This is a genomic window from Ruegeria sp. HKCCD7221 (assembly GCF_013031225.1).
Lineage (GTDB): Bacteria > Pseudomonadota > Alphaproteobacteria > Rhodobacterales > Rhodobacteraceae > Ruegeria.
In genome coordinates this window covers 900,716-918,457 of the sequence record NZ_WPZE01000001.1, presented here as the reverse complement: position 1 = coordinate 918,457, position 17,742 = coordinate 900,716, and the positions used below count along the sequence as shown (strand labels likewise).

Here is a 17,742-nt window from a genome sequence, read left to right as displayed (position 1 = left end):
AAGTTTTTATTGAAATGTTCTCTTTTTGGTCCCATAAGGAACAAGAGGCGAACAAAGCAGTGATTGCCGCCCGTTAAAGGGTGTGACAAAAGGGAAGGCGACAGGACAATGGCGGATCTTCTGACGATGAGCGACAAGAAAAACGCAGACAAGCAAAAGGCGCTCGACAGTGCGCTGGCACAGATCGAACGGCAGTTCGGTAAGGGCTCGATCATGAAGCTGGGCGAAGATACCAAGCAGGATATTGACGCTAGCTCAACCGGGTCGCTGGGGCTGGATATCGCGTTGGGAATCGGTGGCCTGCCGATGGGCCGGATTGTTGAGATTTACGGACCCGAAAGCTCGGGTAAGACCACGCTTACGTTGCATTGTATTGCAGAACAGCAGAAGCGCGGCGGTGTCTGTGCGTTCGTCGACGCGGAACATGCGCTGGACCCGCAATATGCCCGCAAGCTGGGTGTTGATCTGGATGAGCTGTTGATCTCGCAACCCGATACCGGCGAACAGGCGCTTGAGATTACTGATACGCTGGTGCGCTCGGGCGCGGTGAACATGGTCGTGGTCGACTCGGTCGCAGCCCTGACGCCGAAGTCTGAACTGGAAGGCGACATGGGCGACAGCAATGTCGGCGTTCAGGCCCGTTTGATGAGCCAGGCGATGCGCAAGCTGACCGGCTCGATCAGCCGCAGCAACTGCATGGTGATTTTCATCAACCAGATTCGGATGAAGATCGGCGTGATGTTTGGCAGCCCTGAGACCACGACCGGGGGCAACGCTCTGAAATTCTACAGCTCGGTTCGTCTGGATATCCGTCGCATCGGCGCGATCAAGGATCGGGACGAGGTTGTCGGCAACCAGACCCGTGTGAAGGTCGTCAAGAACAAGGTGGCACCTCCGTTCAAGCAGGTGGAATTCGACATTATGTATGGCGAAGGCATCAGCAAGATGGGCGAGCTGCTGGATCTGGGCGTCAAGGCTGGTGTGGTCGAGAAATCTGGCTCGTGGTTCAGCTATGGCGACGAGAGGATCGGGCAGGGGCGTGAGAATGCCAAGCAGTACCTGCGTGACAACAGCCGGATCGCGCTTGAAATCGAAGACAAGATCCGAGCCGCGCATGGGTTGGATTTTGATATGCCGCCCGGCGCGGCCGAGGATGACGACATCCTCGAAGCCTGATCCGATCCCGATTTCTGACAGACGGGCGGTCCTTCGGGGCCGCCTTGTTTCGTTTGGTCTTTCAATCCTGTGGACTATCCCATGGGACGGGGATAAACCCTTCTGGAACAAGATGACTGCGCGCTGAGAGAGCCTTATGCCAACGCTGAACGATATTCGATCGACCTTTCTGAACTACTTTGCCAAACAAGGGCACGAAGTGGTGGCGTCCAGCCCTTTGGTGCCCCGCAATGACCCGACACTGATGTTCGTGAATTCGGGCATGGTGCAGTTCAAGAACCTGTTTACCGGCGTTGAAACCCGCGACTATCAGCGCGCGACGACGGCGCAGAAATGTGTGCGTGCAGGCGGCAAGCATAACGATCTGGACAATGTGGGTTACACCGCACGTCACCATACGTTCTTTGAGATGCTGGGAAATTTCTCGTTCGGGGATTACTTCAAGCATGACGCGATCCCCTTCGCGTGGGAGCTGATCACCAAGGAATTCGGTATCGACAAGAACCGCCTGCTGACAACGGTCTACCACACTGATGATGAGGCGTTTGAGATCTGGAAGAAGGTCGGCGTCCCCGAGGATCGGATTATCCGCATCGCCACCAGTGACAACTTCTGGCAAATGGGTCCGACCGGACCCTGTGGTCCGTGCACCGAGATTTTCTATGATCATGGCGACCACATCTGGGGCGGCCCTCCGGGTTCGGCCGAGGAAGACGGTGATCGGTTCATCGAGATCTGGAACATCGTTTTCATGCAGAACGAACAGTTCGAAGACGGCTCGATGGTGGAGCTGGACATGCAGTCCATCGACACTGGCATGGGGCTGGAACGGATTGGCGCGTTGTTGCAGGGCAGCCATGACAACTATGACACCGACCTGTTCAAAACGCTGATTGAGGCGTCGGCCGATGCGACCGGCGTTGATCCGTACGGCGATCAAAACGTGCATCACCGCGTAATCGCTGATCACTTGCGGTCGACTTCATTCCTGATTGCCGATGGGGTGATGCCCAGCAATGACGGGCGCGGATATGTTCTGCGCCGGATTATGCGTCGCGCCATGCGTCACGCGCATTTGCTGGGTGCGAAAGACCCGGTGATGCACCGCCTTGTGCCCTCTTTGGTGCAGCTGATGGGCGCGCAATACACGGAACTGGGACAGGCGCAGGCGCTGATCGAAGAAACGCTGCTGCTTGAGGAAACCCGGTTCAAGCAGACACTGGATCGCGGTCTGAAACTGCTTGATGATGAGGTTGCGGGCCTGCCCGAAGGGGCCGCTCTGCCCGGTGAAGCGGCATTCAAACTGTATGACACTTATGGTTTCCCGCTGGACCTGACGCAGGATGCGCTGCGTGAAAAGGGCCGAACCGTGGATACCGATGGATTTGATGAGGCGATGGCCGAACAAAAGGCCAAAGCACGCGCCGCATGGGCGGGCTCGGGCGAGGCCGCCGATCAGGCAGTTTGGTTTGACGTGCTGGACAGTGGCGGAGCCACGGATTTTCTGGGCTATGATACTGAAAAGGCCGAAGGGCAGGTGGCTGCTCTGGTCGTGGATGGCGCGCTGGCCGACACTATCGAACAGGGCGGCACCGGCTGGGTCATCGTGAACCAAACTCCCTTCTATGGTGAGGCCGGTGGTCAGGTTGGGGATACCGGTGAAATCCGACGGCTTGAGAATATGCAGGATGTGGCCGAGGTCGAAGACACTCGTAAATTCGCCGAAGGTAAGGTCTATGCGCATCGTGTGACGGTCAGTCAGGGTGTGCTGTCCAAGGGTGACGGCGTCGAGCTTGAGGTGGACCATACCCGCCGCAGCGCGATCCGGGCCAACCATTCGGCCACGCACCTGCTGCATGAGGCGCTGCGCGAAACGCTGGGTGATCACGTGGCACAGCGCGGGTCGCTGAACGCCTCTGATCGGCTTCGGTTTGATTTCAGCCACTCCAAGGCGCTGAGCACAGAGGAACTGCAAAAGGTCGAGCGTGAGGTGAATGCCTTTATCCGCCAGAACTCGACCGTGGAAACTCGGATCATGACGCCGGACGATGCGCGTGAACTGGGCGCGCAGGCGCTGTTTGGCGAGAAATACGGCGACGAGGTACGCGTTGTCTCGATGGGCAAAGCGCCCACGGGTAAGGGGCAGGACGGCGAAACGTGGTCGATCGAGCTGTGCGGTGGTACGCATGTCAAACAGACCGGCGATATCGGAACCTTTGTTGTTCTTGGCGACAGCGCCAGCAGCGCGGGTGTGCGCCGTATCGAGGCATTGACCGGGGATGAGGCTTTCCGCCATTTGTCGGCGCAGGATCAGCGGTTGGGGCAGATTGCGTCCGAACTGAAGGCCCAGCCCGACGACGTGGTCAGCCGGGTGAAGACCCTGTTGGACGAGCGCAAGGCCTTGCAGAACGAAGTGGCGCAGTTGCGTCGCGATTTGGCGATGGCCGGGGGCTCTGGTCAGGGTGGCGCTGAAGCAAAAGACGTGAACGGCGTGCCTTTCCTGGCGCAGGCGCTAACTGGTGTGTCCGGAAAGGACCTGCCTGCATTGATCGACGAACACAAAAGCCGTCTGGGATCGGGGGCTGTTTTGCTGATCGCGGATGCAGGCGGCAAGGCGGCTGTCGCGGCTGGTGTAACGCAGGACCTGACCGAAAAAGTTTCGGCGGTCGATCTGGTTCGCGCCGCTGTCGCGGAACTGGGCGGTAAGGGCGGTGGTGGCCGCCCTGACATGGCGCAGGGTGGCGGCAAGGATGCTTCGAATTCTGATGCGGCGATCAAAGCCGCGGAACAGGTACTGGAGGGGTAAGATGCCCGCACTTTGGATCGCACATGTCACGGTGACGGACACCGAGGCTTATGGAAAATACGCCGAGCTTGCTGGACCAGCGATCGCCAAGCACGGCGGAAAATTTATCGCGCGCGCCGCGCGATATGTGCAGCTTGAAGGCAAAGAACGGCCGCGCAACGTGGTTGCCCGGTTTCCGTCCGTAGAAGCTGCGGTCGAATGCTATAACTCGCCCGAGTATCAAGAAGCCCTGGACCACGCGCGCGGCGCAAGTGAGCGTGAACTCGTGGTCGTGGAAATCACCGAGTAGAATCAGTTTTTTCGGTCGCCGGGTAACAACAAACCCGGCGACCGTGTTTATTGCGCGGATTTCAGCCAACGCGCAAAATCCCAATTGTGGCCTTCGCCGGACTCACAATATCATTCTAATTTTATATTATTTACAATGGGTTGCATCGGGTTTCTGAACGCAGCTCGCGCCCTACGTGCCATAATTGTGGCTGGCTCAACGCAATTCTTGCCCCAAATGGTCAAATTGAGTCACGAAATTCCGCCTCTTTTCCTTCGCACGGTCACGTCAGATTGCGCAGACGGTTCCGTTTACCGATAGTTTCCGAACTGGGGATACGGTCCGGTCTGTTTGCAATCGCTTGGAGACACAAGGATCGAGGGACAGGCATGGATTCTGTTGGGATTGAAAACAGAGCAATTGTTAAGAGGTCGGCCCTGTCGCTAGGGCGGGCCATTGGAATATCTGCTTTGGCATGCGCCGCCATGTTTGGTGGCTCAAATGTTCAGGCAAGCGAAGGAAGCTTTATCCGCGCGGTGGCTGCGTCGCCCCCTCCGTCGGGTGCGCGCCAGTTGTGCAGACAATATTCATGGGCGTGTTCAAGTAAGGCGTCACTTTCCTTGTCGACCCAGCAGGAAATGCAGATCGTCCACAGGGTTAATCGCCAAGTCAACGCAACCACCCGAGAAGTCACGGACCAGTCGCAGTACAGAACTGTCGAGCGATGGGCGCTGCCCACCTCGCGCGGGGGTGATTGTGAAGATTTTGCACTACTCAAGAAGCGGGATTTGATCCGGGCAGGCATTGATCCAAGTAAACTTTTGATCGCGACCGTATTGGATACTCGGCGGCGGGCACATGCTGTTTTGGTGTACCGCTCTGCGGGCGGGGATCTGATCCTGGACAATCTGACCAACCGGATAAAACCTTGGTCTTCAACGCGTTACCTCTTTCTTAGGATGCAGGACCCAAGACAGCCCAGTAATTGGGTTGGTGTCTACAGAAAAAGCTAGACCCAATCTGGAACTCGAATCTGATTGGAGTAGAGAGAAAAATAAAAGGGCGGCCGTAGGGCCGCCCTTTTGGATTGAGTTATAGGCAGGTATCTCCGGCCCGACCGAAATTGTATCAGTCGAAAATACCACCACGGCCCGGTCCGCGCGAGTTGCCTCCGCCACCGTTTCCGTTGCTTCCGCCCTGGCCGTTTCCGCCGAAAATATCGACGTTGTTGTTTCCGCCGTTGCCGCGCCCGTTGGTGTTGCCGCCATTATTGCTTCCACCGTTACCGCCACCTGGGTTATCGGAGCCATTCGGGTTGTTGGTTTGGCCGCCGGGATTAGTGCCGTCGTTATGGCCAGAGCGGTTTGTGCCGCCGTTTCCATTTCCGTTGTCGTCGCCGTCGCCATTGTCGCCGCCGTTTCCGTCACCGTTGTCGTCTCCGTCGCCGTTGTCGCCGCCGTTTCCGTCACCGTTGTCGTCGCCGTCGCCATTGTCGCCGCCGTCTCCGTCACCGTTGTCGTCACCGTTTCCGTTATCGCCGCCGTTTCCGTCGCCGTTATCGTCACCGTTTCCGTTATCGCCGCCGTTTCCGTCGCCGTTATCGTCACCGTTTCCGTTATCGCCGCCGTTTCCGTTTCCGTTATCGCCGCCGTCGTCGTTATTACCGCCACCTGGTGCGCCGCTAGTCGGTGACGGGCTAGACCCGCCGCCAGAACCGCCGCCGGAACCACCGTCATTACCGCCACCAGATCCACCACCAGTACCGCCGCCGCCCGAATCGTCAGAAGCAGTTTGAAAACTAGGATCGGTATTTGCAGGCCCGTCGCCGGAGCGTTGTGAATTGCCAATGGCCGCTGTCGGAATATCAGTCAGAACAGCCGCGAACGCGGGGCAGGCCTCTAAAGTGCGCGCGAGAATGTCGTCAAAGTCTGGCCTGCGTTGAATGTAACGCAGCATTCGGGCGTCTACCGTCTGGCAACTACAAAGTGTTTCGGTGGACACTGATTGCCGCGCGGTTTTGACCGTGCACATTTCGTTGGCCTGAGCGGCCCCGACCGAAAGAAAGGGGAAAGTTGCGGACACAAAGACCACAGATAACAAACGGGATTTCACGCGCATAGCGTCACTCCTTCGAACTCTTTAACACGTCACTACTGGACACAATGATGTCACAGTTTGACCACAAATACATCCATCCTTCGCCATAATTTCAAGAAGTGAGGGTAAAAGAAAAGTTAATTTTAATCGCCCATAGGTAGAAAGTCGTTTCTAAACAAGGAAAAAGCCCACCGGGTGGGTGGGCTTTTAGGGTGCGATTGTCCCCAAATGGGGATCAAAAATACAACACTCATGTCATTGTTTTTGGGTTGTGAAGTTATTCACTGAAAACCCTATGCAGACTTGGCCATCCGCTTGCGTTCATGCGGATCAAGATAGCGCTTGCGAAGCCGGATGGCGTTGGGCGTAACCTCAACAAGTTCGTCGTCGTCGATATAGGCAATCGCCTCTTCTAGCGAGAACTGGACATGCGGCGTCAGTCGTACCGCGTCATCAGACCCGCTAGCGCGCACGTTTGTCAGTTTTTTACCCTTGAGTGGATTCACTTCCAGATCGTTGTCGCGGGAATGTTCGCCGATCACCATACCCTGATAGACATCGGTCTGCGGCGCCACGAACATGCGTCCACGCTCTTCCAGGTTCCACAGGGCGTAGGCGACAGCCTGTCCGTTCTCCATCGAGATCAGAACACCTGCACGACGACCGGGAATTTGGCCTTTATGGGCCGCCCAGCCGTGGAACACGCGGTTCAGCACGCCGGTGCCGCGCGTGTCGGTCAGAAACTCGCCGTGATAGCCGATCAAACCCCGCGACGGCACATGTGCGATAATGCGGGTCTTACCGGCGCCTGCAGGGCGCATTTCCACCAACTCGCCTTTGCGCGCGCCGGTGACTTTCTCGATCACAGCGCCCGAGAATTCGTCGTCGACGTCGATGGTGACTTCTTCGATGGGTTCCATGCGCTGACCGTCTTCTTCGCGGAACAGAACCTGTGGGCGCGAGATGCTGAGTTCGAACCCTTCGCGACGCATGTTTTCGATCAGAACGCCCATTTGCAATTCGCCACGGCCTGCGACCTCGAACGCTTCGCCGCCGGGCGTATCGGTGATGCGGATGGCGACGTTCGATTCGGCCTCTTTCATCAGACGGTCGCGGATCACGCGGGACTGAACCTTTTTTCCGTCACGACCGGCCAGAGGCGAGTCGTTGATGCCAAAGGTCACTGTGATGGTCGGCGGGTCGATGGGTTGGGCGGGCAGGGCCTCTTCAACCTGCGGGGATACCAGAGAATCCGCAACGGTCGCTTTGCTCATGCCAGCGATGGTGACGATGTCACCGGCCTCGGCTACGTCGATCGGTTGTTGCGCCAGACCACGGAAGGCCAGGATTTTCGATGCGCGGAAGTTCTCGATCAGCGTGCCATCGCGGCTGAGCGCCTTTAGGCTGTCGCCCGCTTTCAGTGTGCCGCTCTCGACGCGGCCGGTCAGGATTCGGCCGATGAACGGGTCGCTGCCCAGCGTCGTTGCCAGCATACGAAACGGCTCGTCTTTCTTGTCGGCCTGTTTGGGGGCAGGGACGTGATCGACGATCAGGTCGAACAAGGCGGTCAGGTCCTTGCGCGGACCGTCTAGCTCCATATCCGCCCAGCCGGATCGGCCCGAGGCGTACATCGCCGGGAAGTCCAACTGGTCATCATCAGCGCCGAGATTGGCGAACAGGTCGAAGCATTCGTCCAGCGCCCGGTCGGGTTCAGCGTCGGGTTTGTCTACCTTGTTCAGCACCACGATTGGACGCAAGCCCAGCGCCAGCGCCTTGGAGGTCACGAACTTGGTCTGCGGCATCGGGCCTTCGGCGGCATCGACCAGCAGAACCACACCGTCGACCATCGACAGGATCCGCTCAACCTCGCCGCCGAAATCGGCGTGGCCGGGGGTGTCGACGATGTTGATGCGCGTGCCTTTCCATTCGACCGAAGTTGCCTTGGCCAGGATTGTGATCCCGCGCTCGCGCTCCAGATCGTTGCTGTCCATGGCGCGTTCCGCCACGGCCTGATTTTCCCGGAACGCGCCGGATTGTTTGAGCAGCTCATCCACCAGGGTCGTCTTGCCGTGGTCCACGTGAGCGATGATTGCGATATTGCGCAGGTCCATGAGAGGTCAGCCTTTGAACGGGAAGTTGCCGCGCGCATAACGTGGTTTGACCAAATAGACCAGCCCTAACCGGCGATCAGTGGCCAGCGGTTTTTGAAAACAGATGAATGACAAGGATTCCGGTCAATATCATTGTCAGTCCGAGTACGGCTGGCCAGTCCAGCTTTTGGCCGAAGACAATAAACCCGATGATCGCAATCAGAAAGATGCCAAGACCGGACCAAATCGCGTAAACGATTCCGACTGGCATGTACTTCAACGTCAGACCCAGCAGATAGAACGCGATGCCATAGCCCACAACAACAAGTACTGATGGCCAGAATCGGCTGAATTGCTGGCTGGCTTGCAATGACGTTGTCCCAACGGTTTCAGCAATTACTGCCAGAAGAAGGATCAAATAGGCTTTGGGCACGGTAGGTCTCGATATGATTGAACCAAGCGTTGTTGAGCACGGTTTTTCTGATCACTGCAAGACCTTTTTGGATGATCAGGTTTTTCGAAGGGGAAAGAGCAAGAAACTCCGTTGAAGGTCCGGTTTACCTTACTGTTTAGACACGCAAATTTGTGGCATTCGGGGGGTGTTAGAAGGTTGTATTTTATGAGTATTTTTCATGACGAAATTTGCAATTTCTGTCATTGCTGTATCGGCTTTGATTGTGGCGCTGGGGCGGCTGACTGACGGAGGGGAAGTAAACGACAGTGTGGCCGACAATGTTGAATGGTTAAATGGTGCTCGGGTCTAAGCGCCCGCCGGTTGCGGGGAGAAGGGGCATTTTCGCCCCTTCTTTCGTTATTCGGCCAGCGTTTCTGAAAAATACCTATCCAGTTGGGGGCGCAGCCATGACCACAGTTTTGGGGCGCCCCGCGAAATAGGTTTACCGACGCGGCTTTCGATCTGGGCAAAGGTCACGTTGTAATCCACCCACGATCCGCCACCGGTTTCCAGATTTCCGATCGGGGTTTGAAACCGGTCAATCGCTTTGGCAAAACATGCATCTGTCGTCTCCGCGGCTTCGAACTCCTGCCAAAGTGCATAAAACTTCATGTTCTGCTCAGGCGGGAGCATTCCGAACAACCGGGTCGCCGCAGCCTGTTCCTCGGCTTCCTGGGCGGCGTGGTCTACCTGACCGTGGATTGGATGATCACCGGCGTCAATTTCGACGATGTCGTGCAATAAGAGCATTTTGAGGACCCGGTCGATTGATACATCCGGGTCGGCGTACTCGGACAACACCCACGCAAACAGCATGATGTGCCAGGAATGCTCGGCAGAGTTTTCGAACCGCTCTCCGGACAATAGCCGTGACGCCCGCGACACGGATTTGAGCTGGTCAGACTCGGCTAGGAAAGGAAGACGTCTTGCAAACGGTGTGTCTTGGCCATCCGTGTTTTCCTGCATTGCACGGACAAGCCGGAACGCATCGGGGAAGTCTGTTTCCAGATAAGCCGCACGTCCGCCGTTCAGGTTGTCGCGGACGACGTCCAAATGGTCAGATCGCGGTTTCGGCGCGCACAGTACCTGGAACATGGGTTGGCACCGATCAAGGATCTTGGCGAAACGGGCGTCTGCGGATGTGTCCGCCTCAAATTCTTGCCATAGCGACAGGAACGCCTGCGACTGATCGTCAGGAAGCAGCCCGAACAACTCTGCTGCCGCTGCTTGTTCCGCACGCTCAACGGCCTGCCAGTCTGTCTCTAGGTGGATCGGATGATCGCCGACTATGATCTCAACCAGATCATGCAGCAGAAGCATTCGTATGACGCGGTCGATATCAACGTCATCGCTAGCCAATGGCTGCATGACCAAGGCCCAAAGAGCTAATTGCCAGCTATGCTCGGCCGCATTTTCGGCACGGGACTGATCCAACAATGCGTTGGCGCGATCAACCGATTTCAGTTTGTCCGCGCGATTCAGGAACTCAACTTGCGCGGACAGCCTGTCAGTCATTGCTTTTCAATCGCTTTTACTTGCTTGCGGTGTTCCGACAGGCGCTTGATGACGAACTGTCGCGCCTTGCGTTCGGCCAGTCGCACCCGGATTTCCGTCAGAAATGCCTCTTCCAATGTCTGAGAGGATGCGCCCAGCAAGTCGCCGACCTCGACAAAGAAGCGATCGTCACCGGTTTCATCCATGACTTTCAACGTGTCTTCGGCCAGTTTCGCCGCAAGCGAGTTGAGCGTGTCAGACATCAGCGCGTGGTCTCGGTCAGCCGGCGTTTCACATAGTCGCTGACATCGGTGATCAGGGTGTCCATGTGGCGATCCTGGAAAAAGTGGTCAGCGCCTTCAACCTCGTTATGGGTGATGGTGATGCCCTTTTGCTCGTGCAATTTGTTGACCAGCGATGTCGTGTCCGCAGGCGGTGCAACACGGTCTGCGGAACCGTTGATGATCAGCCCGGACGAGGGGCAGGGGGCCAGGAACGAAAAGTCGTACATGTTGGCCGGGGGCGATACACTAATAAAGCCGGTGATTTCAGGACGACGCATCAGCAGTTGCATACCGATCCATGCGCCGAATGAGAATCCGGCCACCCAGCAGTGTTTCGAGTTGTTGTTCATCGACTGCAGGTAATCCAGCGCCGAGGCGGCATCGCTCAGTTCACCGACGCCTTGATCATACTCGCCCTGGCTGCGGCCCACTCCACGGAAATTGAACCGCAGAACGGTGAAGCCCATGTTGTAGAACGCATAGTGAAGATTATAGACCACCTTGTTGTTCATGGTCCCGCCGAATTGAGGATGCGGGTGCAGCACGATGGCGATCGGTGCGTCTTTTTCCTTTTGCGGGTGGTAACGGCCTTCCAGGCGGCCTTCTGGTCCGGGAAAAATCACCTCGGGCATGTGTGCGTCGGTCCTGTCTTTTTCTTCTGGGTGCCTGTCTATACTTGACTGTTATCGTCAGGCACCTTAGAACGGTTCTAATTGTAATGCTGCGCGCTTTGGCGCTGTCAGTCGGAGATACGCACTGGCAGCGGCGGCGTCAATGTTTTCGCGCGATGTCAGCCAAGAGGGAAAGAAAATGAAGCTGTCGACCAAAGGTCGTTATGCGATGGTCGCTTTGGCTGATATCGCACTTCAACCGCCCGACGGGCTGGTGACGTTGGGCGAAATCTCGGAAAGACAGGACATTTCCTTAGCTTATCTCGAACAATTGTTCGTCAAACTGCGTCGCGCCAATCTGGTGTCGTCAGTCAGAGGGCCGGGTGGTGGCTATCGGCTGGCGCGACCCGCTTCGGAAATCCGTGTTGTCGAAGTTTTGGCTGCGGTTGATGAGACTGTGGATGCGCTGCAAAAGGGCGCAGGAGCGTCAGGCGGATCCTCTGGCAGTCGCGCGCAATCCTTGACCAACAGGTTGTGGGAAGGTCTGAGCGCACATGTCTATGTCTTTTTGCATCAGACCCGTCTTTCTGACGTCATCAAAAATGATCTGGCGCCTTGCCCGGCAGTTCCAAATCTATTTTCGGTCGTGGACGACTGAAATGATCAATTGCGCATTCAGGAGAATCACACGACATGATGAGCCGTTAAAGGTGCATCCATGAATCGCGTTTATCTGGATCATAACGCGACAGCTCCTCTGCGGCCCGAAGCACGGGACGCTATGCTGGCGGCAATGGATTTGTGTGGCAATCCGTCGTCGGTCCATGCGGAAGGGCGTGCAGCCAAGGCGCTGATTGAGCGGGCGCGCGCCCAGGTTGCTGCGGCGTTTGGGGCGGATGGTGCCGATATCGTTTTTACCTCGGGATCGACCGAAGGTGCGGCGCTGGCGTTGGAGGGCCGCGGCTTGCATGGAGCCGGGATTGAGCATGATGCGGTCAGGGCCTGGATACAGGAAGACCTTACAGTTTCCGAAAACGGACTGGTCAATGTACCAGAGCCGCAAAACGCCACCTTGCAGCTTGCTAATTCCGAGACGGGGATCATCCAGTCTTTGCCTGCGGGTCTGGCAGTAACGGATGCGACGCAGGCGTTTGGAAAATTGCCCGTGGCGTTCAACTGGCTGGACGTACAAGTGGCGTTGATCTCGGCGCACAAACTGGGTGGGCCAAAAGGGGTTGGCGCAGTCGTAATGAAGCGTGGAACTGATCTGGCCGCCCGAATAAAGGGCGGCGGACAGGAAATGGGGCGTCGGTCCGGCACCGAAAATGTCATTGGAATCGCGGGTTTCGGAGCGGCGGCTGAGGCGGCGGCGCGCGATCTGGCCAATGGGGTTTGGGCGCAGGTTGAAGAATTTAGAAATATTCTAGAAATGGCTCTTGAGGCTGGTTCTAAAACTACTATTTTTATCGGGAATGGTCAGGATCGCCTGCCGAACACGCTGAGTTTTGCCACTCCCGGCTGGAAAGGCGAGACGCAGGTCATGCAGATGGATTTATCAGGTTTTGCGGTCAGTGCTGGCTCGGCCTGCTCCAGCGGCAAGGTCCGGGCAAGCGCGGTATTGACCGCAATGGGTTTTGATGAGGAGGTGGCATCCAGCGCAGTGCGCGTGTCGCTTGGAAATCAGACAACGGAAGAAGATGTGCTGCGTTTCGCGGAAACGTGGCTGGCAAAAGAAAAGAAACATCGCGCGCGGGCCGCGTGATCTGACGGAGGGTGACTTATGGCCGCTTTGGACCAGACCCAGGTAAAAGAGGGTGTCGATCAGGAAACCGTGGACGCGGTACGCGAGGTCGGAACCTATAAATACGGTTGGGACACTGATATCGAGATGGAGTATGCGCCCAAGGGCGTGAACCCCGATATCGTCCGTCTGATCTCGGAAAAGAACGAAGAGCCCGAGTGGATGACCGAGTGGCGTCTGGCCGCGTTCGAGCGCTGGACACAGATCGAAGAGCCGAACTGGGCGATGGTCAACTATCCCAAGATCGACTTTCAGGACCAGTATTACTATGCCCGGCCCAAGTCGATGGAAGAAAAGCCCAAGTCGCTGGACGAGGTCGATCCCAAGCTGTTGGCCACTTATGAAAAGCTGGGTATTCCGCTGAAAGAACAGATGATTCTGGCTGGCGTCGAGGGGGCCGAGGATGCGCCCGCCGAAGGTCGCAAGGTTGCCGTGGACGCGGTGTTTGATTCGGTGTCCGTCGGAACAACATTTCAGGCCGAATTGAAGAAAGCCGGTGTGATCTTTTGTTCGATTTCCGAGGCGATCCGCGAGCACCCCGAACTGGTTAAGAAATACCTTGGGTCAGTGGTTCCGGTCTCGGACAACTTCTACGCCACGCTGAATTCGGCCGTGTTCTCGGATGGCTCGTTCGTCTACATCCCGCCGGGTGTGCGCTGCCCGATGGAGCTGAGCACCTATTTCCGCATTAACGCGGAAAACACCGGTCAGTTTGAGCGGACGCTGATCATCGCCGACAAGGGATCGTATGTGTCCTATTTGGAAGGCTGCACCGCGCCGCAGCGCGATACCGCGCAACTGCACGCCGCTGTGGTTGAGATCATCATCGAGGAAGACGCCGAGGTGAAATACTCGACCGTTCAGAACTGGTTCCCCGGGGATGAGAACGGCAAGGGCGGTATCTATAACTTCGTGACCAAACGCGCCGATTGCCGGGGGGATCGCTCCAAGGTGATGTGGACGCAGGTTGAAACCGGTTCGGCTGTGACGTGGAAATACCCGTCCTGCATCCTGCGCGGTGAGGAAAGCCAGGGTGAGTTCTATTCGATCGCGATCACGAACAACTACCAGCAGGCCGATACCGGCACCAAGATGGTTCACCTTGGCAAGAACACCAAGTCGCGGATCGTGTCCAAAGGCATCAGTGCGGGTAAGGCGCAAAACACCTACCGTGGGCTGGTCTCGATGCATCCCAAGGCCAAGAACAGCCGGAACTATACCCAGTGTGACAGCCTGCTGATTGGCGACAAATGCGGGGCGCATACGGTGCCGTATATCGAGGTTAAGAACAACTCGAGCCGGGTTGAGCATGAGGCAACGACATCCAAGGTGGATGACGATCAGCTTTTCTATTGCCGTCAACGCGGCATGGACGAGGAAGAGGCCGTGGCGCTGGTTGTCAATGGGTTCTGCAAGGACGTCCTGCAGGCGCTGCCGATGGAGTTTGCCATGGAAGCGCAGCAATTGGTTGCGATCAGCCTTGAAGGTTCTGTCGGGTAACCCTGAACTCTCTCTTGAAATCTGAATTTATCGGGGCCGGGTGGTCCCTTGCGATACGCTAAAGGGTCAAAAAATGCTGGAAATCAAAAACCTGCACGTGAAACTCGAGGAAGAGGAAAAGCAAATCCTCAAAGGTGTCGACCTTACCGTCGAGGCGGGAAAAGTGCATGCGATCATGGGGCCGAATGGCTCAGGTAAATCGACACTCAGCTATGTGCTGTCGGGTAGGGACGGATACGAAGTCACCAATGGGTCAGCCACGTTGGATGGTGAGGACCTGCTGAAGATGGAGCCCGAGGAACGCGCCGCCGCCGGTGTTTTCTTGGCCTTCCAATACCCGGTCGAAATTCCGGGCGTTGGCAACATGACCTTCCTGCGCACCGCTGTGAATGCACAACGCAAAGCACGCGGCGAAGACGAACTGTCGGCCGCTGATTTCCTGAAAGAGGTTCGGGCCAAGGCGAAATCCTTGAAGATCGACGCGGACATGCTGAAACGCCCCGTCAATGTCGGCTTCTCGGGCGGTGAGAAAAAGCGTAACGAGATCCTGCAAATGGCGATGCTTGAGCCCAAGATGTGCATCCTGGATGAAACGGATTCGGGTCTTGATGTCGACGCGATGAAACTGGTCGCAGAAGGCGTGAACGCGCTGCGCGACGAAGGTCGTGGGTTCCTGGTAATCACGCACTATCAGCGTCTGTTGGATCATATCAAACCGGATGTCGTGCACATCATGGCAGATGGCAAGATCGTCAAGACCGGCGGTCCTGATCTGGCGCTTGAGGTTGAAAACAACGGTTACGCTGACATTCTGGCCGAGGTGAACTGATGGCGCTGCCCGAAGTGAAACAAACCGCAACCGAGGCGCGCCTGGCCAATCTGGTTATGCCCGACGCTGGTTGCACACGTGCCGCGCGCGAAGATGCGCTGGCGCGGGTTCTTGAAATGGGTCTGCCGGGGCGGCGTGATGAGTATTGGAAATATACACGCCCCGATACGCTGGTCTCGGCCGAGGCGCCCACTGCTGCCTTGTTCCACCCTGATGAGGCGATGCTGTTCAGCGAGTTTGACCGCCTGAAAATCGTGTTCGTGGACGGTGTTTTCAGTCCCGAAGAGTCGGATGATCTTGAGCTGGAAGGCATCACGATTGATCGGATCGAAGACATCTGCTGCAAAGACATCCACTGGGCAAAAGAACTGTATGGCGTTCTGGAAGCACGTGGGCAGACTCCGGTGCAGCGTCCGCTTGCTGCGTTGAATACGGCATTTGCCGCAGACGGTATCGCGATTCATGTGACTGGGAAGCCCTCGAAGCCGATCAGCTTTATTTATCGGCATGCGTCAGAAACCTCGGATGCGATGTTACATCATATCATTCGCGTGGAATCCGGAGCAGAAGTGACCATTCTTGAGAATGGGCCCGCCGCGTCGCGTTTCAACAAATGCATGGAAATCGACATCGCCGATGAAGGCGTTCTGCACCATATACGCGCGCAAGGCCGGGACCATGAGCGTCGGGCCGCCACTCATATGTTCACCCGTTTGGGTAAGGAGTCGGTCTACAAGTCCTTTACACTGACCGTGAACGGAGTGCTGACCCGCAACGAGCAAGTCATCGAACTGACCGGCGATGACGCCGTGGCGCATGTGGCGGGTGCTTGTGTTGGCGACGGTGATTTTCACCACGATGATACGGTGTTTGTCACCCATGACGCGGTGAACTGCGAAAGCCGTCAGGTGTTCAAGAAGGTTTTGCGCAACGGCGCTACCGGCGTTTTCCAGGGCAAGATCCTTGTGAAAGAGGGCGCGCAGAAAACTGACGGGTATCAGATCAGCCAATCGTTGCTGTTGGACGATGACAGCCAGTTTCTCGCCAAACCCGAGCTTGAGATCTATGCCGACGACGTTGCATGCTCGCATGGCTCGACTTCGGGCGCGATCGACGAAACGGCTCTTTTCTACCTGCGCTCGCGCGGAGTTCCGACCAAAGACGCGACCAACATGCTGACGTTGGCGTTTCTGGCCGAGGCCGTGGACGAGATCGAGGATGAAGCCTTGGCTGAAGCGATCGTGAGCCGGCTGGAAGGCTGGTTGTCGCGACATAGCTGATGCCGGTTACGTCCGATATTGTGGCCACATATCGAGGGCCGGGCCGTGTCGTGCGCCGGCTTCTCGAATTGGGGCAACGTGAAGATCGCGCTTTGGTCTTTGTCATGGCGTTTTGTGTCGTGGCCTTCATTGCGCAACTACCCAGCCTGTCCCGACGCGCGCATCTTGAAGGGCTTGAGTTGAACATGCTCATGGGCGGTGCGCTTTTGGGTACGGTGATTATCCTGCCTCTCTTCTTTTATTTGCTGGCGTTCATATCGTACGGCGCAGCGCGTTTGATTGGCGGCAAAGGTTCGGCCTATGGCGCGCGGGTCGCGCTGTTCTGGGCTCTTTTGTCATCGACACCGCTGGTTTTGCTAAATGGGCTGGTTGCGGGATTTATTGGGCCGGGGCCAACGCTATCAGCGGTCGGCCTGATCTGGGTCGCGGTATTTCTGTGGTTTTGGATGTCCGGTTTGCGGCAAGCGCAGGGGTTCTCAGAATGAATAGTGCCTCTCTCAGCCATCTTGCGGTTCTCACCGTAACCAATCCAGCCGAAGCCGCCCGCCGCTTGCTGTCACTGCGTCCGGGGCGCGAGGTTTTATGGTTGGCCTTTTTCCTGGCGGTTGTTCTGAATGGACTCGTTCAGGTTGGAATCGACCAACTTATCGTAGTTCCGCAGGGACAGGGCGTGTTGGAACCTGAACCGGTGCTTTTGAACCTTGTGCGATCGGCGGGTGCCATGCTGCTGAGTATCGCGGCCTTCCTGTTCATTGGAAAGTTCATGGGTGGTACCGCCTCATTTGAAGACATCATGATTCTGTCCGTTTGGTTGCAGTTTCTTCAAATTGTCGCGCTTACTGTGACTCTGCTGGTGTCACTGGTCGTGCCCTTCTTTATGGTCATGTTGATGCTGGCGACGGCGATACTAAGCCTTTACGTCACACTGCATTTCCTGAACGAAGCGCATAAGTTCGGCTCACTCCTCAAATCCTTTGGGGTCATTGTGTTGTCGGCTTTGGTTGCATTGCCATTTGTCCTTGTGCTGACACCCAGTGGTCCGGTGTAGGAAA

The 17,742-nt window shown here is 56.8% G+C and carries 18 protein-coding genes; 12 read left to right on the top strand and 6 right to left on the bottom strand.

Annotation, left to right across the window (positions count from 1 at the left end):
- Window positions 1-108: 108 nt before the first annotated feature.
- From recA to GOX73_RS04555, 4 genes are all read left to right on the top strand, one after another.
- Window positions 109-1,176, top strand: a complete 1,068-nt coding sequence (gene recA / locus GOX73_RS04570; RefSeq protein WP_171124983.1) for a recombinase RecA — start codon at window positions 109-111, stop codon at window positions 1,174-1,176.
- A 136-nt stretch (window positions 1,177-1,312) separates the two neighbouring features.
- Window positions 1,313-3,982, top strand: coding sequence for an alanine--tRNA ligase (alaS, locus tag GOX73_RS04565; protein ID WP_171124985.1), 2,670 nt, complete (start codon window positions 1,313-1,315; stop codon window positions 3,980-3,982).
- Between the two features lies 1 nt (window position 3,983).
- Window positions 3,984-4,271, top strand: coding sequence for a DUF1330 domain-containing protein (locus GOX73_RS04560; protein ID WP_171124987.1), 288 nt, complete (start codon window positions 3,984-3,986; stop codon window positions 4,269-4,271).
- 368 nt (window positions 4,272-4,639) lie between these two features.
- The gene (locus tag GOX73_RS04555) at window positions 4,640-5,263 is read left to right on the top strand and encodes a transglutaminase-like cysteine peptidase (RefSeq protein ID WP_371808156.1); all 624 of its coding nucleotides are present in this window, start codon (window positions 4,640-4,642) and stop codon (window positions 5,261-5,263) included.
- A 115-nt stretch (window positions 5,264-5,378) separates the two neighbouring features.
- Here the strand turns inward: GOX73_RS04555 and GOX73_RS04550 are convergent, their stop codons facing one another.
- The 3 genes from GOX73_RS04550 to GOX73_RS04540 form a co-directional block, all read right to left on the bottom strand.
- Window positions 5,379-6,368: a hypothetical protein gene (locus tag GOX73_RS04550; RefSeq protein WP_171134801.1), complete on the bottom strand. Its 990-nt coding sequence runs from the start codon at window positions 6,366-6,368 to the stop codon at window positions 5,379-5,381.
- 272 nt (window positions 6,369-6,640) lie between these two features.
- Window positions 6,641-8,458: a translational GTPase TypA gene (gene typA, locus GOX73_RS04545; protein ID WP_171121474.1), complete on the bottom strand. Its 1,818-nt coding sequence runs from the start codon at window positions 8,456-8,458 to the stop codon at window positions 6,641-6,643.
- Window positions 8,459-8,534: 76 nt separating this feature from the next.
- Window positions 8,535-8,870, bottom strand: coding sequence for an SMR family transporter (locus GOX73_RS04540; protein WP_171121473.1), 336 nt, complete (start codon window positions 8,868-8,870; stop codon window positions 8,535-8,537).
- Window positions 8,871-9,069: 199 nt separating this feature from the next.
- Here GOX73_RS04540 and GOX73_RS20905 point away from each other — a divergent pair, with 199 nt between their 5' ends.
- On the top strand, window positions 9,070-9,201 hold the full coding sequence (locus GOX73_RS20905) for a hypothetical protein (RefSeq protein WP_256367684.1): 132 nt from the start codon (window positions 9,070-9,072) through the stop codon (window positions 9,199-9,201).
- Between the two features lie 47 nt (window positions 9,202-9,248).
- On the opposite strand, the gene GOX73_RS04535 is transcribed toward GOX73_RS20905, so the two are convergent.
- The 3 genes from GOX73_RS04535 to GOX73_RS04525 are packed head-to-tail and all read right to left on the bottom strand — an operon-like array spanning window position 9,249 to window position 11,301.
- A complete protein-coding gene (locus tag GOX73_RS04535; protein ID WP_171124991.1) occupies window positions 9,249-10,406 on the bottom strand; it encodes an HD domain-containing protein in 1,158 nt (385 codons plus the stop codon).
- On the bottom strand, window positions 10,403-10,648 hold the full coding sequence (locus tag GOX73_RS04530; protein ID WP_171121471.1) for a hypothetical protein: 246 nt from the start codon (window positions 10,646-10,648) through the stop codon (window positions 10,403-10,405). Before GOX73_RS04530 ends, GOX73_RS04535 begins: the two co-directional genes overlap by 4 nt.
- Window positions 10,648-11,301: an alpha/beta hydrolase gene (locus tag GOX73_RS04525; protein ID WP_170450609.1), complete on the bottom strand. Its 654-nt coding sequence runs from the start codon at window positions 11,299-11,301 to the stop codon at window positions 10,648-10,650. Before GOX73_RS04525 ends, GOX73_RS04530 begins: the two co-directional genes overlap by 1 nt.
- Window positions 11,302-11,479: 178 nt before the next feature.
- Here GOX73_RS04525 and GOX73_RS04520 point away from each other — a divergent pair, with 178 nt between their 5' ends.
- The 7 genes from GOX73_RS04520 (at window position 11,480) to GOX73_RS04490 (ending at window position 17,738) form a co-directional block, all read left to right on the top strand.
- Window positions 11,480-11,938 (top strand): Rrf2 family transcriptional regulator, encoded by a 459-nt coding sequence (locus GOX73_RS04520; protein WP_171121470.1) that lies wholly within the window; start codon window positions 11,480-11,482, stop codon window positions 11,936-11,938.
- 60 nt (window positions 11,939-11,998) lie between these two features.
- The gene (locus GOX73_RS04515; protein ID WP_171124993.1) at window positions 11,999-13,042 is read left to right on the top strand and encodes a cysteine desulfurase family protein; all 1,044 of its coding nucleotides are present in this window, start codon (window positions 11,999-12,001) and stop codon (window positions 13,040-13,042) included.
- A gap of 18 nt (window positions 13,043-13,060) precedes the next feature.
- Window positions 13,061-14,581: a Fe-S cluster assembly protein SufB gene (gene sufB, locus GOX73_RS04510; protein WP_170413089.1), complete on the top strand. Its 1,521-nt coding sequence runs from the start codon at window positions 13,061-13,063 to the stop codon at window positions 14,579-14,581.
- A gap of 73 nt (window positions 14,582-14,654) precedes the next feature.
- A complete protein-coding gene (gene sufC, locus GOX73_RS04505) occupies window positions 14,655-15,410 on the top strand; it encodes a Fe-S cluster assembly ATPase SufC (protein ID WP_171124995.1) in 756 nt (251 codons plus the stop codon).
- A complete protein-coding gene (gene sufD / locus GOX73_RS04500) occupies window positions 15,410-16,690 on the top strand; it encodes a Fe-S cluster assembly protein SufD (protein WP_171124997.1) in 1,281 nt (426 codons plus the stop codon). The genes sufC and sufD overlap by 1 nt, the downstream gene beginning before the upstream one ends.
- Window positions 16,690-17,175 carry a YIP1 family protein gene (locus GOX73_RS04495; protein WP_171124999.1) on the top strand — a complete coding sequence of 162 codons (486 nt, stop codon included), beginning with the start codon at window positions 16,690-16,692 and terminating at the stop codon, window positions 17,173-17,175. Before sufD ends, GOX73_RS04495 begins: the two co-directional genes overlap by 1 nt.
- A complete protein-coding gene (locus tag GOX73_RS04490; protein ID WP_171125001.1) occupies window positions 17,172-17,738 on the top strand; it encodes a Yip1 family protein in 567 nt (188 codons plus the stop codon). The genes GOX73_RS04495 and GOX73_RS04490 overlap by 4 nt, the downstream gene beginning before the upstream one ends.
- The last annotated feature ends 4 nt before the right edge of the window (window positions 17,739-17,742 follow it).